The sequence below is a fragment of the Ruegeria sp. CDSC068 genome (assembly GCF_059610545.1).
This window is the reverse complement of sequence record NZ_JBXWNV010000001.1, coordinates 21,256-39,724: the sequence shown is the minus strand read 5'-3', so window position 1 is coordinate 39,724 and position 18,469 is coordinate 21,256. Positions and strand designations below refer to the sequence as shown.

Genomic DNA, 18,469 nt, shown 5'->3' with positions numbered 1-18,469 from the left:
ATTATGGATGACGCCCTGTCAAGGCGAGTATCGCGCTACTCCAACTTTACCCAAGCTGCATTTCTTGCAGAGCTTTGCACACAAGCTGCGACGAACCTGACACCATTCAACCCATCCTGAACGGTGGGATAGATCACCGACGGATCAGGCGAATTCCCACTTCGAAACGCTATAATGGCATCCGCAGCTTCACTATAGATGTTTGCAAACCCCTCCAGATACCCTTCCGGATGACCCGGAGGCACCCTGCTCAGCCGATTGGCGGCATCCCCGGCTCCGGCCCCATTTCGGGTGATCAGACGTTTTGGTTCGCCATAAGGCGTAAACCAAAGATAGTTCGGGTCTTCCTGCGCCCATTCAAGCCCACCCTTTTCACCATATACGCGCAATCGCAGGGCGTTTTCGTTTCCAGGGGCAACTTGGGACGACCACAGCATCCCGCGCGCGCCGCCTTCGAACCGCAACAGGACATGCGCATTGTCATCGACTTTGCGTCCTGGCACGAAGGCCTGCAAGTCAGCTGCGAGGCTCTCCGGTTTCAGACCTGTCACAAAGCAGGCGATGTTATAAGCATGGGTTCCGATGTCACCGGTCGACCCCCCTGTGCCGGAACGCTCAGGATCGGTTCGCCATTCGGCCTGTTTGAAGTCCTGCTGCTCGGTCAACCAATCCTGCGGATATTCAACCTGAACCACGCGGATTTTGCCGATCTCCCCATTGGCGACCATCTCACGCGCCTGACGGACCATGGGGTAGCCGGTATAATTGTGGGTCAGAATGAACAGCGCACCGGAACTCTCTGCCGCCTTGACCAGCTTCTTGGCATCCACAAGGGTCGAGGTGAGGGGTTTATCGCAAATCACATGAATGCCGCGCTTCAGGAACTCGCGCGCGGCGGCGTAGTGAATGTGATTGGGCGTGACGATCGAGACTGCCTCTATCCCCGATTTCAAACGCGCCTCTCTGATCGCCATCTGCTTGAAATCGTCGTAGACCCGGTCGAGTCCCAACACCGCACCGCTTTCCCTGGATTTCTCCGGCGTTGAAGACAAAGCACCTGCGACCAACTCGAACTTGTCGTCTAAGCGAGCGGCAATTCGATGCACACCGCCTATGAACGCATCATTGCCGCCGCCAACCATGCCAAGGCGAATGCGGCCAGATGTTTCTTCACTGCGTCCAGTTACCATCAGTCTATCCCCAGCATTTTCCGATTGGCCGCCTCGTCTGCGCCACCATCCGCAAAGTCGTCAAAGGCTTTCTCGGTCACGCGGATAATGTGATCGGACACGAACTGCGCGCCTTCACGCGCCCCGTCCTCAGGGTGTTTCAGACAACACTCCCATTCTACCACAGCCCAGCCGTCAAAGTCGTTCGCCGCCATTTTGGAGAACACAGCCCCGAAGTCGACCTGACCATCGCCAAGCGACCGGAACCTTCCTGCCCGATCAACCCAGCCTTGATAACCGGAATACACGCCCTGCCGACCGGTCGGGTTGAACTCGGCGTCTTTGACATGAAACATCCGGATCCGGTCTTTGTAGATGTCGATATTGTCCAGATAATCGAGACATTGCAGGACATAATGTGACGGGTCGTACAACATACATGCCCGAGCATGGTTGCTTGTCCGTTCGAGGAACATCTCAAAGGTCACACCGTCATGCAGGTCTTCGCCCGGATGGATTTCATAGCACACATCGACGCCGCAGTCTTCCGCGTGATCCAGAATTGGCATCCAACGGCTGGCCAGTTCATCAAACGCCGTTTCGATCAGACCTGCAGGACGTTGCGGCCAAGGGTAGACATAGGGCCAGGCCAGTGCGCCAGAGAATGTCGCGTGCGCTGATATCCCCAAATTCTTGGAGGCTGACAGCGCCTTCTTGACCTGATCCACCGCCCATTCCTGCCGGGCTTTCGGGTTCCCTCTAACGCTTTCGGCGGCGAAGCCGTCGAAAGCTGTGTCGTAGGCGGGGTGCACGGCTACAAGTTGGCCCTGAAGATGCGTGGACAACTCGGTGACGTCTACGCCGTTTTCTTTAGCCTTACCCTTGAACTCGTCACAGTAGTCCGTGCTAGAGGCGGCGGTTTCAAGATCAAACAACCGGCTATCCCAACTGGGCACCTGAACGCCTTTATAGCCGCAATCCGCCGCCCATTTGGTGATGGCGTCCCACGAATTGAAGGGCGCTTCATCTCCGGCAAACTGTGCCAGAAACAACGCCGGGCCTTTTATCGTTTTCATAATGTCTCCTCCCCAAAAACCGATGCCTCTATGGCGGCAAATTTTCCTTCAGATAGATATCGATACGAATGCGCTCTTGCGCTTTGTTGAACGGAACCTTGTCAGATGTTGCGCGCAGTAGACGAACCGCAGATCGGACCAAGTGGCCTGAATCCTGTGAGATCAACGCATCAAAAGTCCCGCGACTCAGCGCTTCGCGGCTCAGCGGCGTAAGCTCGTGAGCAATAATCACCAGATCCTTGCTGATATTGCCGTCAGACAGAAACTGGATCAGTCCGGCGTTGCCAGCAGCGGAAGAGTAGATCCCGACGAGATCCGGGTAGGTCTCAAAAATCTCGGGCATCATCTTGTAGATTAGCTCAGGGTCATCGCGACCTTCGACCGACGCCACTACTTCGAGATGCGGAAAATCCTCGACGATAACCAGATCAAATCCCTGGCGCCGTTCCAAATGATCTCGCGCCAGGCGCGAACCTGTCAGCACCAGCACTTTTCCCTTGCGATGCACAAAGCGCCCCATCAGTTGAGCTGCCGTACGACCTGCCGAAACATTGTCAATTCCAATGAAATGGTCCCTGTCCGAGCTAGGCAGGTCAGACACCAAAGCCACCACCGGAACGCCTTTGTCCCGGGCTCTTTTCACGGCATCCCGGACCGAAGGCGTTTCGGGTCCGAAAACGGCGACGCCATCAATATCGCGACTGTCCAGCGCATCCAGAATCTCGACAATTTCCTGAGGATCAAACGGAGCCACCTGTTGAATTTTCATACGCGTCCGCTCAATTAACTGGTCGCGTGACTGTTCAACGATCTGCTTGCTGAGCGCTTCGACAAACTCGTTGTCGGTATCGGGCAGCACGAACAAGAAGTTATAGATACGCTGTCGCGCAAGGTTAGCTGCAGCGGTGTCGCGGACATAGCCAAGCTCATTGATTGCCTGTTGAACCTTTTCTACGGTCACGGCCCGAACGCCTGGTCGCCTGTTCAGGACTCGATCAACGGTTGCCAAGCTAACACCCGCAACGCGCGCGATGTCATTCACAGTTGGCTTATTCACCAATTTTAGTTTGTGTTTTTGGTCTTCCACGAGTCGTTCAGCCTTTAATCTCCTGCGCCAACCCCTCGAACAGCAAGGCGACGGCTTCAGCGCCAGGATCGTTATTTCCCATTAGGTTTTCCTCGGGAACATAGGCGGCCCGACCGGCCTTGGCACGGTGAATATTTGCCGTACTGTCTGCACCTTCGCGCGCCGCCTGTGCAGCTTGAGCCAAACCCAAAGGCAAAGCGTCCAGCGCGGGAGCCAACGCATCGATCATCGTTCTGTCCCCAACTTTGGCCCCGCCAACTTGGCTAACGCGGTTCAAACCTTCCACAAGGGATTTCGGGATCGACGCGCCACTGGCGCAGGCGTCTCCAGAAGCATTAAAAAAGATAGCAAGGATCACGCCCGAAGAACCGCCCATTGTCTGGCTGAGTTCGTTGCCCAAAGCGGGGAAGAGTTGTGTCAGATCCGCAAGGGGCATTCGGTCCAGGCTACCCTGCAATGCCCTCGCCGCAGTTGCCAATGTGCTACCGGTGTCTCCGTCACCTGATTTGGCATCCAATTCGTTCAGGTCTTTCTCGGCATTTATCAGCAATTCGGACAATCGCGTAATCGTTTCCTTTGTGGCTGGATTGTTCGAAGGAATAGGATCAATCGGGGTCAAGCCATCAGGCAAAGGTGCAACTTGAACTGGACCAATAGAATTGACGCCGGGCCATGCCACCAGACCGACCTGAGCTTCAAGCGCCGACAATTCGCCTTCGCTGACGGGCAACACAGAGACAGAGAACCCATGCATGTCCAGCGATGTCATCATTGGCGCAGGACCAATAACGTGACTCGTCAAACCAGTCTCGGACAAAGCGTGCGTCAGCACGGACATTTCCAAAGGGGTTGTCGACCCGAGGTTGTTGACCAACGCAACACACTCCCCCGCACCGACCCGTTGTTTTAACTTTTCCACGACGGTGGACATTGCTGTGACCGCATTGGCAAATTCCACCTGTTCGACACCCGGTTCGCCATGGATACCCAAGCCCAATTCAGCTTTGCCCGGCGCAATCCTGTTCTCTTTCGGAGACCCCGGTACAGTGCAGGTGTCCAGGCTCATCCCGATGCTGACCACTTTATCGATGACGCTTTTTGCAGCCTTGGTCACGGTGTCCAGATCAGCGCCATCTTCCGCAAGCGCGCCGGCAATTTTGTGTACGAACAAGGTCCCTGCCACACCGCGCGGTTGCGGTAGGTCCGGCAAGGCGATGTCGTCATCCACCACCACCATCTCAACTTTGCGCCCCAAGGCGCGGGCACGTTCTGCAGCGAGCCCGAAGTTCAACCGATCGCCCGTGTAATTCTTGACGATCAGCAAACACCCCGCCTCACCGGTCACGGCGAGAATACCAGCAAGAACCGCTTCGACCGATGGGGATGCAAACACCTCTCCGCAAACAGCGGCGGTCAGCATTCCAGCCCCGACAAAACCCGCATGAGCGGGCTCGTGTCCGGACCCTCCACCAGAGACCAACGCAACCTTCGATTTGTCCCAGTCCGAGCGGTAAACCACCTTGATATGCGGGTAACCGTCCAACCGAGTCAATGCGCCGCCAGAAGAGGCCAAAAGGCCGTCTATCGCCTCTGTTACAAGGGTTTCTTTTGTGTTGAGGAACTGGGCCATGCTTTTGCTCCTTATGCCACGCGCGCGCCGGAGGCGTCGAAATACAACGGGTTATGAGGACGAATCTTTATCGTTTGCCCGGCAGGGTAGTCCTGGTGGACATCAATCAAGGTCACGACCGTGTGGCCATTCAAATCCAAGTGCAATCGCGTTTGGTCACCAAGGTGCTCGGCACGGATCACACGAGCATCACTACCCTCGCCTTCCAGGATGTTCTCAGGGCGCAGGCCAATCTGAGGGCCTTTGTGATCCCCACCAAACAAGTTGGATGGCAGAATGTTGATGCGCGGCAAACCCAACCGGCTCGCGACATACACGCTGCGGGGGTTTTCATAAATATCTCGAGGCGTGCCGTATTGCACCAACCTGCCCTCTTCCAGCACGCCGATATGCGTAGCCATCGTCATGGCCTCGACCTGATCATGGGTCACATACAAAAGCGTAGACCCCAGATCCGCTTGAATTCTTTTTAGCTCCACACGCAAATCCGCCCGCAGCTTGGCATCCAACGAACTGAGCGGTTCGTCCATGAGAAATATCTGTGGATCGCGCACCAGCGCCCGCCCAATTGACACCCGCTGCATTTCACCGCCAGACAGCTCTGTGGCTTTGTTGTCCAGTTTGTGTGGGATCTGGAGGATCTCCGAGACTTCGTTGACCTTCCTCGCGATTTCATCCTCTGGCGTCTTCAGGATCGGCGAACGCAGAGGGAAAGACAGGTTTTCACGCACTGTCATATGCGGGTACAGCGAGTATTGCTGGAAGACCATCGCCACATCGCGCTGGGCGGGTGTATCTATTCCAACGTCACGCCCGCCAATGCGCACTGTTCCTGAATCCAGTTTCTCAAGTCCGGATATCAATCTCAGTGTTGTTGTTTTTCCCGCGCCGGTCGGGCCCAACAACACCACAAAGGCACCGTTGGGGATCGTCATTGAGATATCATCCACCGCTTTAAGATTGCCGAATGACTTCGAGATACTCTCCAAAACGACTTCAGCCATTGCTCAGCACCTCGTCGTTCAGAGCGGACCTCAACGCGCGTCCGGTAGATTTTTCAAAAAGGGTTACTGCGGGTGAGCGGAACTCCAATCCCACGGTCTCGCCAGGGCTAACGACTTCGCGTGCATCAATTCGGGCTTTCAGCTCACCGTTCGGGCTTTGCAATGTCACGATCTGGGTAGTTCCCAAATATTCTGCGGCCAGGACCTTGGCCCGGTAGGCGCTTGCATCCGATAGAAAAACATGCTCGGGGCGGACACCAAAAACCAAGTCACCTTCAGCCCCTTCCATCAGTTTGGGAACAGGTTCGTCATGCCCGTTCAGGCGAACCATTTCAGTGCCAGGTTCGACCTTTCCCTGAAATGGCAGGAAGTTCATCGACGGAGACCCGATAAAGTTAGCTACAAACATCGTAGCGGGTTTGTCGTAAATCTCCTGAGGCGTGCCGAATTGCTCGATCACAGCATTGTTCATCACTACGATTTTGTCGCCCATTTGCATGGCTTCCAACTGGTCGTGTGTAACGTAAACAGTGGTCGCACCCATACGGTCATGAAGCGCGCGCAGTTCTTCGGCCATGTGTTCACGAAACTCTGCATCAAGTGCACCAAGAGGTTCGTCCATCATGAATGCCTTGGGGTCACGAACAATCGCGCGACCGAGCGCTACGCGCTGCCGATCGCCGCCTGAAAGTCCACCTACAGGGCTATCGAGTATGTCGTTTATCCCTAGAATTCCCGCGACTTCCTCGATTTTAGAATTTACGGCGGCGCGCGGCATACCCTGTGATATCAGAGGGTAGCTGATATTCTTACGCACATTCATGTGTGGATACAGCGCGAACATCTGGAACACGAAGGCAATGTCTCGCTCTGAGGGTGGCCGCTGGCTGATTTCTTCACCGTCCAGGTAGATTTCACCCGACGTTGGAAGTTCCAAACCTGCGATCATCCGCAGAGTCGTCGTCTTTCCGCAACCGGATGGCCCCAGCAGCATGAAGAACTCACCATCCTCAATCGTGAACGAGCTTTCGCGTACAGCCGTGAAGTCGCCGAACATCTTTTTTACGTTTTTGACTATGATCTGGGCCATTTCTACTCCGGGAAGTGGCTGACGATGATGAACATAACGGTTCCGATCAGCGTAACGATGAAAGAGTAGGTGAAAGCCCAAAGGACAAAGGGCTGCATCAGCATGAAGACACCCAGTGCGATAAGGATGGTTGCGACCATTTCCCATGGGCCGCGGCGAAGCCGCATCAATCCGGTAAGAAATTCGCTCATTTGCGTACGGCTCCGAATGTGATCCCACGCAGCAGGTGTTTGCGCATCAGGATGGTGAAAATCATAACCGGGATCAGGAAGATCGTTGCTCCAGCCGCCACAGCAGGCCAGTCCAGACCGCCGATACCGATAATGGTTGGGATGAATGGCGGCGCGGTCTGCGCATTTGCAGAGGTAAGCAGTACGGCAAATGCATATTCATTCCATGCGAAGATGAGGCAGAAGATAGCCGTCGAGGCTATGCCGGTCGCGGCTTGTGGCAGCACCACTTTGTAAAATGCCTGAAAGCGTGTGTAGCCATCTATGAGAGCGGCTTCTTCGTACTCTCTTGGGATTTCGTCGATGAACCCTTTCAGCAACCACACTGCCAGAGAAATGTTCACGCCCGTGTACAGCAGGATCATTCCCAAGTGCGTATCGCTGAGCCCAAGATTTCTGAACATCAGGAAGATTGGGATGGCGACAGCAACCGGGGGCATCATTCTTGTACTGAGGATGAAGAACAGAAGGTCGTCTTTAAGCGGGACCTTGAACCTACTGAAGGCATAGGCCGCCAAAGTGCCAAGAAAAATACTCAGGAACGTTGATCCAAACCCGATGATGACTGAGTTCATAAAGCGCTCACCGAACTTGGATGGTCCAACGATCACCATGTCGTATTGGCGTACGATCTCATCGGCCCAATTCTGCGGTGGATTGGCTTCCAGAAACTCCTGCGTTTGCCGTGTGCGTGTGGTGAAAAGGTTGACATAGCCTTCTAGCGTCGGGTCAAAAACCACCTTGGGTGGATAGCTGATCGCATCGGCTGGCGATTTGAAGCCAGTCAGCAAGATCCACACCAACGGGATCATCGTGATCAGCGCATAAGTGATGACCAAGAAGCCTGCGATCCACTTGGACCGGTTCGAAGGTTCGGTGACGGAAAAGCTACTCATCTCTGTTTCACCTTGTTCAGGGCTTTGACGTAGATCGACGCAAGGCCGAACACGGTGACGAAAAGGATGATCGCATAGGCCGAGGCATAGCCGGTGCGCCACTTCTCAAACGCCTCCCGCTTGAGATTGATCGAAGTGAGTTCCGTTACAGAACCCGGCCCTCCGCCGGTGAGCTGAACCACTAAGTCGAACATCTTAAAGTTCTCGATCCCACGAAACAGCACCGCGAGCATCAGAAATGGCAGCACCATCGGGATAGTAATCGTGAGGAACTGCCGCAGCTTGCTGGCCCGGTCGATCTCGGCAGCCTCGTAGATATAGTCGGGAATGCTGCGCAGCCCGGCTAGGCAAATTAGCATAACAAACGGCGTCCACATCCATGTATCAACAATGACGATCGCCCATGGGGCCAAAGTTACTGAGCCTAACATCTCAAAGCTCGACGGCTCCTTGCCGGTGAACCAGGACACGATGTAATTGAACAGGCCGATCTGTGGCTGATACAGGAACTTCCAGAAGTTCCCGACAACGGCCGGGGACAGCATCATCGGTAACACAATGATCGTGGTCCAAAGGTCATTGCCCTTAAACTTCTTGTTGATCAGCCACGCCAAAGTGAACCCGATCAGAACCTGAAAGAAGATCGTCCAGAATAGAAAATGCGCCGTCGCCTGCATATTCAGCCAGGTGTCAGAGTCGGTTAGGATACGCTCGTAATTCTTGAAGCCAACGTCTTTGACCTCGCGCCCGATCCGATTGGCCTTGTAGTTGGTAAAGCTAAGTTTGATGGTCCAGATCAACGGAAAGATGTTGATTGCCAGCAGTAGAAATATCGTTGGGGAGATGAATATCCATGCGATCGCGCGGTCGGATAAACCCCTGATTTTTCGCGCAACTCGCTCGGGCGTTGCCTGCGCAACGCGATTTACGGACCTGTCAGACATCTCATTGCCAGTTCTTGTTGGATTACGACACACGGGAGAAGGTGGAGCGGGTTCGCACCCGCTCCTGCCTGCGTCCGGGTTACAGCTTACCTTCGTCTTCGAAGACTTCCGTCCAATCTTCGATCAAAAGATCAAGCGCTTCTTGAGCTGTGCCTTGGTCGGCAACAACGTAGTCGTGGATGCGTTTCTGCATTGCCAGCAGGAGTTCCGCATAGGCAGGCTCCTGCCAGAAATCCTGTACTCCACCCATTGCTTCTAGGAAATCACCGGCAAACGGTTGGCTGTCCACGAAACCAGGATCTTCAAGCACCGAGTTATGTGCCGAGTAACCGCCAAGTTCCCACCATTTGGCCTGAACTTCCGGCTGCGCGAACCACTTTATGTACTCAAGTGCGGCGTCCTGGTTATCCGAGTAGCTGACAACAGAAATTCCTTGTCCGCCCAGTGTCGAGCCTGCCTGATTTTGCGGTGGGTTCACAAAGAAGTCGATCTTGTCACCGCCGGTATTGGGATCGGCGTAAAGACCCGGGAAGAACGCAAACCAGTTCATAGCCATGGCGACTTGACCGGATTTAAATGCATCCAAGCTCTCACCCATGTAAGAGTTGGTGTATCCCGGAGGCGTCGCCGTTTTGTAGAATTCTTTGTAGAATTCCAGAGCCTCAACCGCTTCCGGTGAGTTTACGGCGCCTTCCATATCATATGAGCCAGGAGTGTTTTCGTATTTGAAACCCCACGGATACAGGGCCCCGGTGACACCCATGGTGATGCCTTCCGAGCCGCGCTCGGTAAAGATTGCAGCCCCATACACAGTCTTGCCGTCGATTTCACGACCTTGGAAGAACTGCGCGATCTGCAACAACTCTTTCTGAGACTGAGGCTCGCGTAGGTCCTGACCAGTCGCTTCTTTGTACGCGGCTTGGATTTCAGGGTTTTCGAACCAATCCTTGCGGTAGAACCAACCATTCGCATCGCCCATCGCGGGCAGCGCGTAGTAATTTGGTGTACCCTTGGGCCAGGTCGAATAAGCGTAAACTGTTGCAGGTGCGAAATCGTCCATGCTGATGCTTTCAGCATCGAAGAAGTCGTTCAGCTGGACATAGTGGCCATTCTCAGCGCCACCGCCGATCCATTGGCTATCACCAATCAGCAGGTCGCAGAGCTTACCGCCGGAGTTCAGTTCGTTCAGCATCCTGTCCGCAAAATTTGGCCAAGGAACAAATTCGAAATTCATTGTGTGGCCGGATTCTGCTTCGAATTCCTTTGATAGTTCGACAAGCGCGTTGGCCGGGTCCCATGCCGCCCAACATAGTGTCAGATCTTCAGCATTTGCCTTGGTAGAAAGAGTAGTAGCGGCAAGGACTATTGCGCTGACCGAAGCCAGTTTTGTGTAAGTCATCCATTCCTCCCTTTTTTCGCCGTCAATCGAGGATGTGCGAATCGCGGCATACCTCCAAGGCTATTTGAGGTACGCACCTCAAGTCCAGAAATTTTTGAGGTTCGTACCTCAGAGCCGTTAAATCTACCTTGACAATGATCAATACTAAGTTGCTTTTATTACATATTTCACCGCCCCGCCCCCTCAGAATCATTATGCGAAAAGGGAGAAGGAATTCGAAATTGAACGCGTCTATGCTTTAAATCGCGACGCCGAAGGCTTTAGATTGCCAACCCGAACCCACCAAAGATAGTGCCGAAACCATATTCTAGACGTTCATCCAAGGAGTTAAATTGGGATAGTTTGAAGAGCGCTTGCTAGCCCCACCGCCGGAATATCTCGACAAATCAGGATCCCACGAATGAACGAACTCAACATTGTGCGGATGAACCGCTACCCTATCAAAGGTTTGAGTCCGGAACCACTAAGCACCGTTAACCTGCTGGCGGGAGAAGGCATTCCTGGTGACCGCCTTTTTGGCTTTGCTCGCTACAACTCCGGTTTCGACACCCTTAATCCGAAACCGCTGGAAAAAGACCGCTTTGTTGTGCTTTTGAATGAAGCAGGTCTGGCCGGTCTCCAAACTAAATTCGACGCTCAAAACCAGCTGCTGGAAATTAAAGTAGGAGTGAAAACTCACCACTTCGAAACGCGTGAGCCAAAGGGGCAAAGGGACGCGGCGACTTTCCTCTACAACACACTCGGTCTAAGGGACCCCGAGCCGCCAGTGTTTGTCTCTTCCTACCCACATCGATTTACGGACGTTTCGGTCGTGTCGCCAAAAATGATGAACGCTATTTCTATTCTCAACCTGGCCTCTGTCGACGCGCTTGGTAGACAGCTAAACGTGGAATTACACCCGGCAAGGTTTCGCGCGAATATTGAATTGGAGGGGTTACCACCGTTTTCCGAATTGGACTCTGTCGGCTTTACCTTGGTGTTTGGCGACGTGAAATTAAAAATTATCTCGCGAACAAAAAGATGCGCCGCCACTGAAGTTAACCCAGAAACAGCCGAACGAGACATGAGAATCCCGTTCCTTATTCGAAAACACTTGGGCCACATGGATATGGGCGTTTATGCAGAGGTGAAAGACAGCGGAACTCTTAACGTAGGACAACTTGGAATGTGGTCGCCGTAGAACAAATTCGAAATAATCTCAGCGGGGTGCTGTCAGACTAATTTGAACTAGCCTCAGTTTGCCGCGGAAATCGCGAACTTATCCGGAACAAAGTTGACGCCACTCGCTAAGAGCGGCGGCGCGGGTCAGCTTGAAGGTGTCTCGACTGGCTAGCGATCTTTCCTGGTTGAAGTGGTTGTAAACGGAGGAATGGACGGAGGCGAATTTCTGTAAACTTCGCATGCGCCTGAAACGCTGCATCGCGCGTTCTCTTCGTCGGAAAGGCAGGTGCGAGTTCTCGACGCGGTTGTTGAGCCACCTGCCCGTCCTTTGTTTTTCGGTAGCACCAAGCTCTCTGAGAGCGACCCGGTACGATGCGAAGCGATCCGTGACGACGGTTTCCGCTTTACCGTATCGCCTCATCAATTTCTTAAGGAATTTCAGTGCTGCAGCTTTGTTTCGGCTTTTGGTGACAACGGCTTCCAGTACCTCGCCTTCGTGATCGACGGCCCGCCAGAGGTAGTGTCTCTTGCCATTCACCTTCACGAAAACCTCGTCCACGTGCCACTTCCATTTCGAGAACGCGCGCAGCTGCTGAACACGCTTCCGCCTTATCTCAGCAGCAAACATCGGGCCAAACCTGTTCCACCAATATCGGACAGTTTCGTGGCTCACGTCGATGCCTCGCTCGTGCAGCAGATCTTCGACATTCCGAAGCGAGAGCGGGAAACGGATGTACAGCATCACCGCAAGGCGGATGATCTCGGGACTGGTTTTAAAGTATTTGAATGAGGCAGGTCTGGTCATGGGCAAAAGCTACGCAACTGCCCTACCCCGCTCAAGCAAAGTTCTTCTGACAAGACCATTTTGGTGTTCCGTGTCCATGAGGAGGGCCAGCCAGGCAGAGTTTTGGTCAGCGACTGATTTTCAAGACAAAGGCGAAATATCCTTTACCGAATGCATGGTTGTCGGAACCGGGGGGGGGGACCGTTTGCCTTCACACTTGCAACCCTGCTTTTTTCCACCCGCTGCGCCAGCGATCAGCGCAGGTTGGAATAGAGAATAATGGTAAACGTGTTGTCTCGGTTATCGAAGCCGCATTCGGAGCGATTTCGTTCAATTTGACAGCCGCTGTTTTTGCCGCATCTATGTCATCGAGCTCAGCGAGCGAGGCAATCAGCATCAGGTGGCTCATCAGGAAGGTTGCACGCACAGCCAAGGCTTCGCGACAGGCCTGCGCGGCTTCCTCATAACGTCCCAAGTGAAACAAGGCGGCACCCTGTCCCATGAAAGCGGCGTGCCGCAATGGATCACCCGGGCTGAGTTCGACAGACCGGACTGCATGTTCCAGCGCCTTGTCAGGGCGATTCAGCAAATAAAGATTTGCAGCGGCGAGCATGTGGACCGTCGCCGCGTTGGGATTTTCCGACAATGCTTCCTTAAAGGCTGTCCGCGCGCGGGACAGGTCTTGTGCCAGCATAGAGATCGAATGCGCGGCATAAGCCTTTGCAATGCCGTCCGCGCGATCGCTCCGCAGCACCTGCTCTGCGGCCGCGACAGCTGACTTGGGCCCCTGATCTACAGGTTCCAAACCTTGCACAAGACGTTGGATATGAAGCCATGCAAGCAAGCCCGCTGCGGAGGCGTATTCCGGATCTCGATCCAAAGCCAGTTTTGTCAGTCGTATTGCCTCTATGTTGTCTTGGTCAGTCAGCAAGTGGAAATGTGATAAAGCTCGGAGGTAGAGCTCGTATGCCTGTAAGTCCTTGGTGGGTTTTGCACGCGCACGATTTGTTTCAGCGTGCCGCACCGATGGTTCAATAGCTGTAACTACGTCTTCGGTGACTTGATCTTGAAGATCAAAGATGTCGTCGAGCACACCGTCAAAGCGGTCCGCCCACAAATGGCTCCCATTTTCGGTATCTATGAGCTGTCCCGTGATGCGGACGCGCTGCCCGGAACGCCGAACGGAGCCTTCCAGTACATACCGAACCCCTAAGTCGCGGCCCACGTCGCGGATGTCCGAGCTTTTCCCCTTATAAGAAAAAGAAGAGTTTCGTGCGACGACCATCAACCAACGAAACCGAGATAGCTCAGTTATGATGTCTTCCGTTATGCCATCGGCAAAGAACTCCTGCTCCGGATCACCCGACATATTGTCGAATGGGAGCACTGCGATTCCCGGCCTCACATCCGCTTTGATCGCGAGATTGGCTTTCGTACCCTTTGGCCAACACCAGATTCCAACATGCCGCGTGATGTTTTTCAGTTCGGTTTGCTCTCCGCCGTCGAATAATCCCGCATCGTTACGGTCAAGGCTGTTATGTGACATATCTGAAAAGAGCACTTGTCCCGGCTTCGCGAGAGCCTCCAGACGCGCCGCAACATTGATGCCGTCGCCGAAAATGTCATCGCCATCGGTTACCACTTCCCCTGTGTGAACCCCGATGCGCAGTTTGATGTGGTCAGGTTTGTGGGCGGACTGAACTGCAATCGCGCAAGCTGCTGCTTCAGATGGTGATTGAAACTCGACGATCCAGCCGTCGCCCATGCTTTTGATCAGTGAACCATTGGTATCTTCCACGATCGGGAGAAACGTGTCCTCGCGGAATGTCTTTAATGCAGCGACTGTGCCAGTACGGTCCTGATCCATCAGCGCGGAATAGCCCACAATGTCGGCGGCCAATACCGTCGTGAGACGTCTTCCCATTCACCCCTCCTCTTTGCAATGAAGTTAGCTCGGTGGGTTGCTTCTGTCAGCCCATTCGTCAGATTTTGAAAAGCCTTAATGAATAGAAAGCACAGGTACAGGCATACACGCACAACTAAAAAGGTAATGCTCAAATACCTGTCGCGCATTCAGCAAACGGTCACCTTCATATCCGCGGAGTTAGTTACTTGCGTTTCTTTAGCTGCCAATGTTCGTGGCAAAGCAATTCCGCTTTGGGCTCGTAGCGGTCATTCGCGGCAGTTGGTACGAACGACCACTCTGCGGACTTTGCGGCCATTGGCCCGCTTTCACCGGAGGACCGCAAACAGTGCAAACCGGACATTAAATAGGAAGGTCTCAAAATTTTGGCTACGCAAAGTTGCCCACGGTCTAAAGCGATGGCCTGCTCTGGGTGCGCCCAACCCAATTCGCGATTACGGCCGCTTCTAGCGCGTTGGTCGAACTGAGCCGCCCAATTTTAGTGGTCCAAATTGAAAGTTAGTGCATGATTGGCCTTTGATCTATCAGGACGAAGACTTCCGGGGCGGATTTGCACACGACGAAACTTTGACAAATAGATGAATCGCAATAATTTCATGTGAGTTGTTGGTTCTCTGCCGTTTTCCACTGACAACCGTCGTTGAACATGAGGCGGTCAAACTTTTATGCGAGTAAAGCAAGCGCTATTCGTGGGTTAAATCACTCAAAAAAGTGAAACGTTGATTTAGACTTAAAAACGACGACAGAGATTACTGAGGATGATCGCAAGGATCATCCAAAGTTTAGTGTCCTATCGACTAGTTGTTCGGTGTGATTAAACGGCGCCCCGAGAGGCCGATGTATCCAAAAGTATAAGAGGCCATTCGGAATAGGTCGTAGTGTGTTCAGTTCTGCACTGTATCAAAACCTTTAGAAACGCGCAGTTTCAAAACTTTAGTACTTTTTACCCGGAGAAGGAGATAAACATGATTAAACCTCACCAAGTTGCCACGCCATTGGCTGCTTTCTTTTGTACTTTCGCGATCTCCGCGACGGCTCAGGATTTCGATCCGACGTCTTTGTCGACCTATGGCAGCAAGCCCAACATCATTATGATCGTTTCTGACGATACTGGGTATTGGGACCTTGGTGCCTATCATGGGGGCGCCGCGCGCGGCATGGACACGCCCAATCTTGATCAAATGGCCAAGCAAGGGATGATGTTCACAGATTTCTACGCTCAATCCTCTTGCACGCCGGGGCGTGCCGCGATGCAGACCGGGCGTTTCCCGAACCGCTCGGGCATGACGACGGTTGCTTTTCAGGGTCAGGGTGGTGGACTACCGGCGGCAGAATGGACGATTGCGTCTGTTTTGAAGCAGGCTGATTACAACACTTACTTCATGGGAAAATGGCACCTCGGGGAAGCAGATTATGCCATGCCGACAGCCCATGGCTACGACAAGATGGAAAACACATTTCTCTATCACCTGAATGCGTACACCTATGCGCTGGACGACTGGAATGTGCAGATGTCCGATGATCAGAGAGCATTTTACAAAGAGAACACCACCGGCGTTTTTGAAGGCGTGGCCGGAGAGCCTGCCAAGGAAGTGCTGACTATCGAAGACATGACGACTGCTGATTTGGCCGCGCTGGACAAGGTTGGTGCGGAAAAGGCGGTGGCAGAACTGGAGCGTCTTGCTGGCCTGGACCAGCCATTCTTCATGTCTATCAACTGGGCTGCGAACCACCAGCCTAACCTGCCGTCGCCTGATTTTGTGGGCAAGTCGGCGGTAAAGAACAAGTATGGCGACAAGGTGGTAGAGCTTGATTTCCACACTGGTCAGATCCTCGACAAGGTGGAAGATCTCGGAATTGGGGAAAATACCCTGATCATTTACACTGTTGATAATGGCGCATGGCAGGATGTGCATCCTGATGCCGGCATGACACCGTTTCGTGGCACCAAAGGGACTGACCGTGAAGGGGCATACCGCGTACCTTTCTTCGCAAAGTGGACCGGTAAGATCGAGCCGAACACGAAGTCGAGCGACATCACCGGCGGCACCGATCTGATGGCCACCTTTGCCAACCTCGCCGGCGTTCCGTTGCCGACCGAAGACCGGGAAGGGCAGCCGACGATTTTTGACAGCATTGATATGGCTCCGGTCCTGTTTGGAGAGGCCGACCCACAGCGCAACACCTGGGCGTATTTTACCGAGAATGAACTCACTCCAGGCGCGGTGCGCGTCAATGAATGGAAGGCCGTCTTCAACATGCGCGGCGACAACGGTGCGCGTGCCGGATCCGAAGCTCCTGCTGCCGAATTGGGATGGCGTGGGGCCGAAATGTACGTTGCTACCGTTCCGCAGGTGTTCAACCTTTGGGAAGACCCTATGGAGCGCTACGACATCTTCATGACCACCGGGCGTGAGAACACTTGGACGATGCCGACACTGATGGGCGAGGTTGAGCGGGTTGTGAGAACCTACATCGACTATCCCCCACGTCCGGTGCAGAGCGAATCCTACTCCGGCCCAATTACGCTCAGCGAGTACCACCGCTTCACGACGGTGCGTGACCAGTTGAAAAAGGACGGCTTCAATTTGAGCCTGCCAACCGGCAACTGACGCAAATGGTCGGGGCGTCGTTATGCGGCGCCTCGACACATCGAAAATGTGAAACGGAGTAAGTGCTTCTTCACAGTTTCTCTAGGCTGGAGTGAGTTTTTTTGGATGCTATTGGCGAATGCCACGGACTTTCGCTCAGCGCCCGCAATCCCCTTAACTTGTGATTCTAAAAGGTGATCTACATGTCAAAGCACTGGTTGATCAAAGCAGCCTTTGGATCCGCTTGTCTGGTAATCGCCAGCACACAAGCCTTCTCTGACCCCCTGAAGTCTTGGAACGGCGGTGCGACGAAATCTGAGATAATCAACTTCGTGAAGACTGTATCGGATGAGAGGTGCTGTCAGACTAATTCGAACTAGTCTCAGTTTGCCGCGGAAATCGCGAACTTATCCGGAACAAAGTTGACGCCACTCGCTAAGAGCGGCAGCGCGGGTCAGCTTGAAGGTGTCTCGACTGGCTAACGATCTTTCCTAGTTGAAGTGATTGGAGACGGAGGAATGGACGGAGGCGAATTTCTGCAAACTTCGCATAAGGGCTCACATCGCCAATTTCCGACGATTTGTGAATATCAGATTCAGAGCACTGGGTCGACTTTGTAAAGTCAGTAAACTGCGCATCGCCGTCATTCGGGCATCGCGCAGCACAGGTCAAAGTGAGGCTCGATGCGGCCATTCGGTAGAATTCAGTGAATGTCTGCTTTGCGGACAAAACAGCCGTTCGCGACATACGATGCAGCGGTTAAGGCGGATGCGAAGTTTGCAGAAGCTCGTCGCCGTTCACTCCTCCGTCTCCAATCACTTCAACCAGGGGCGATCCCTTCCCAGCCAAGACACCTTCAACTTGTCACGGCACCGCCGCTCTTGCCGAGTGGCGCGAACTTGGCGCGTTACAAGCGACATCTCTGTTGGCCTAGCTGAGACTTGTTCGAACCGGCCTCACAGTATCCATCGATATGCTTATTGATCCTTGTCAAGATTGGCGCGGGCAAGAAGTGGTACTGTCAATGGTAATTCAGGGGGGGGCTCATGGAAGAGTTGATTGAAATCGGAAGATCATTCGTCCAGGCCATGCGTGAGCGCAGGGGCCTTGCAAGTGTTGATGAAATGTATGCCGAAAACGCACAGTCGATAGAGGCAGTCGTGCCTCCGGTTCGACAATTCCGCGTTTCAAAGGGGCGAGAAGCCATCAAGGGAAAAAGAGAGGATTGGTTGGCATCGCATGAAATCCAAGAACTAGAAGTGGATGGCCCCTACGTCCACCCACCCAACCGCTTTGGAGTCCGCTTCAGAGCCGAAGTCGTTCAGAAGGCCACGGGTGAGCGTATGACCCTGCGCGAGATCGCGGTGTATTCGGTGGCGGAAGGCAAGATTGTGCTGGAAGAGTTTTTCATGCTGCCGAAGTAAGAAGAGCGAATAACAACATCGGCTATTTGCTGGTTCAATCAATGCGCACGGCTTTCGGGC

The 18,469-nt window shown here is 53.7% G+C and carries 15 protein-coding genes and 2 pseudogenes; 4 read left to right on the top strand and 13 right to left on the bottom strand.

Going from position 1 to position 18,469, the window contains the following annotated elements; all coding sequences use genetic code 11:
- Positions 1–35: 35 nt before the first annotated feature.
- From AC2FID_RS00165 to AC2FID_RS00120, 10 genes are all read right to left on the bottom strand, one after another.
- On the bottom strand, positions 36–1,190 hold the full coding sequence (locus AC2FID_RS00165) for a Gfo/Idh/MocA family protein (protein ID WP_282168713.1): 1,155 nt from the start codon (positions 1,188–1,190) through the stop codon (positions 36–38).
- Positions 1,190–2,245: a sugar phosphate isomerase/epimerase family protein gene (locus tag AC2FID_RS00160; protein ID WP_282168714.1), complete on the bottom strand. Its 1,056-nt coding sequence runs from the start codon at positions 2,243–2,245 to the stop codon at positions 1,190–1,192. Before AC2FID_RS00160 ends, AC2FID_RS00165 begins: the two co-directional genes overlap by 1 nt.
- Positions 2,246–2,273: 28 nt before the next feature.
- Entirely contained in the window at positions 2,274–3,287 is a 1,014-nt protein-coding gene (locus AC2FID_RS00155) for a LacI family DNA-binding transcriptional regulator (protein ID WP_496834838.1), read from the bottom strand.
- 52 nt (positions 3,288–3,339) lie between these two features.
- Positions 3,340–4,962: a dihydroxyacetone kinase subunit DhaK gene (locus tag AC2FID_RS00150; RefSeq protein WP_282168716.1), complete on the bottom strand. Its 1,623-nt coding sequence runs from the start codon at positions 4,960–4,962 to the stop codon at positions 3,340–3,342.
- 11 nt (positions 4,963–4,973) lie between these two features.
- Positions 4,974–5,966: an ABC transporter ATP-binding protein gene (locus tag AC2FID_RS00145; protein ID WP_496700081.1), complete on the bottom strand. Its 993-nt coding sequence runs from the start codon at positions 5,964–5,966 to the stop codon at positions 4,974–4,976.
- Positions 5,959–7,056: an ABC transporter ATP-binding protein gene (locus tag AC2FID_RS00140; protein ID WP_058276129.1), complete on the bottom strand. Its 1,098-nt coding sequence runs from the start codon at positions 7,054–7,056 to the stop codon at positions 5,959–5,961. The genes AC2FID_RS00145 and AC2FID_RS00140 overlap by 8 nt, the downstream gene beginning before the upstream one ends.
- Before the next feature lie 2 nt (positions 7,057–7,058).
- On the bottom strand, positions 7,059–7,247 hold the full coding sequence (locus AC2FID_RS00135) for a hypothetical protein (protein WP_058274732.1): 189 nt from the start codon (positions 7,245–7,247) through the stop codon (positions 7,059–7,061).
- A complete protein-coding gene (locus tag AC2FID_RS00130) occupies positions 7,244–8,182 on the bottom strand; it encodes a carbohydrate ABC transporter permease (RefSeq protein ID WP_010442361.1) in 939 nt (312 codons plus the stop codon). Before AC2FID_RS00130 ends, AC2FID_RS00135 begins: the two co-directional genes overlap by 4 nt.
- The gene (locus AC2FID_RS00125; protein ID WP_058274730.1) at positions 8,179–9,126 is read right to left on the bottom strand and encodes a carbohydrate ABC transporter permease; all 948 of its coding nucleotides are present in this window, start codon (positions 9,124–9,126) and stop codon (positions 8,179–8,181) included. Before AC2FID_RS00125 ends, AC2FID_RS00130 begins: the two co-directional genes overlap by 4 nt.
- Positions 9,127–9,205: 79 nt before the next feature.
- Positions 9,206–10,525, bottom strand: coding sequence for an ABC transporter substrate-binding protein (locus AC2FID_RS00120; protein WP_282168719.1), 1,320 nt, complete (start codon positions 10,523–10,525; stop codon positions 9,206–9,208).
- Between the two features lie 400 nt (positions 10,526–10,925).
- Between AC2FID_RS00120 and AC2FID_RS00115 the strand changes: the two genes are divergently transcribed.
- Positions 10,926–11,705 (top strand): MOSC domain-containing protein, encoded by a 780-nt coding sequence (locus tag AC2FID_RS00115; protein ID WP_496834770.1) that lies wholly within the window; start codon positions 10,926–10,928, stop codon positions 11,703–11,705.
- 78 nt (positions 11,706–11,783) lie between these two features.
- Here the strand turns inward: AC2FID_RS00115 and AC2FID_RS00110 are convergent, their stop codons facing one another.
- Positions 11,784–12,491, bottom strand: a complete 708-nt coding sequence (locus AC2FID_RS00110) for an IS6 family transposase (RefSeq protein ID WP_496834835.1) — start codon at positions 12,489–12,491, stop codon at positions 11,784–11,786.
- Between the two features lie 190 nt (positions 12,492–12,681).
- Positions 12,682–14,370: an adenylate/guanylate cyclase domain-containing protein gene (locus AC2FID_RS00105; protein WP_496834833.1), complete on the bottom strand. Its 1,689-nt coding sequence runs from the start codon at positions 14,368–14,370 to the stop codon at positions 12,682–12,684.
- A 902-nt stretch (positions 14,371–15,272) separates the two neighbouring features.
- Between AC2FID_RS00105 and AC2FID_RS00100 the strand changes: the two genes are divergently transcribed.
- On the top strand, positions 15,273–17,006 hold the full coding sequence (locus AC2FID_RS00100; RefSeq protein ID WP_496834832.1) for an arylsulfatase: 1,734 nt from the start codon (positions 15,273–15,275) through the stop codon (positions 17,004–17,006).
- Between the two features lie 386 nt (positions 17,007–17,392).
- On the opposite strand, the pseudogene AC2FID_RS00095 reads toward AC2FID_RS00100, so the two are convergent.
- Positions 17,393–17,536, bottom strand: a pseudogene (locus AC2FID_RS00095) (IS6 family transposase); the annotation flags it as partial.
- Between the two features lie 184 nt (positions 17,537–17,720).
- Here AC2FID_RS00095 and AC2FID_RS00090 point away from each other — a divergent pair.
- Together AC2FID_RS00090 and AC2FID_RS00085 are read left to right on the top strand one after the other, a co-directional pair.
- Positions 17,721–17,919, top strand: a pseudogene (locus tag AC2FID_RS00090) (hypothetical protein); the annotation flags it as partial.
- 112 nt (positions 17,920–18,031) lie between these two features.
- A complete protein-coding gene (locus AC2FID_RS00085) occupies positions 18,032–18,409 on the top strand; it encodes a nuclear transport factor 2 family protein (RefSeq protein WP_282121556.1) in 378 nt (125 codons plus the stop codon).
- The last annotated feature ends 60 nt before the right edge of the window (positions 18,410–18,469 follow it).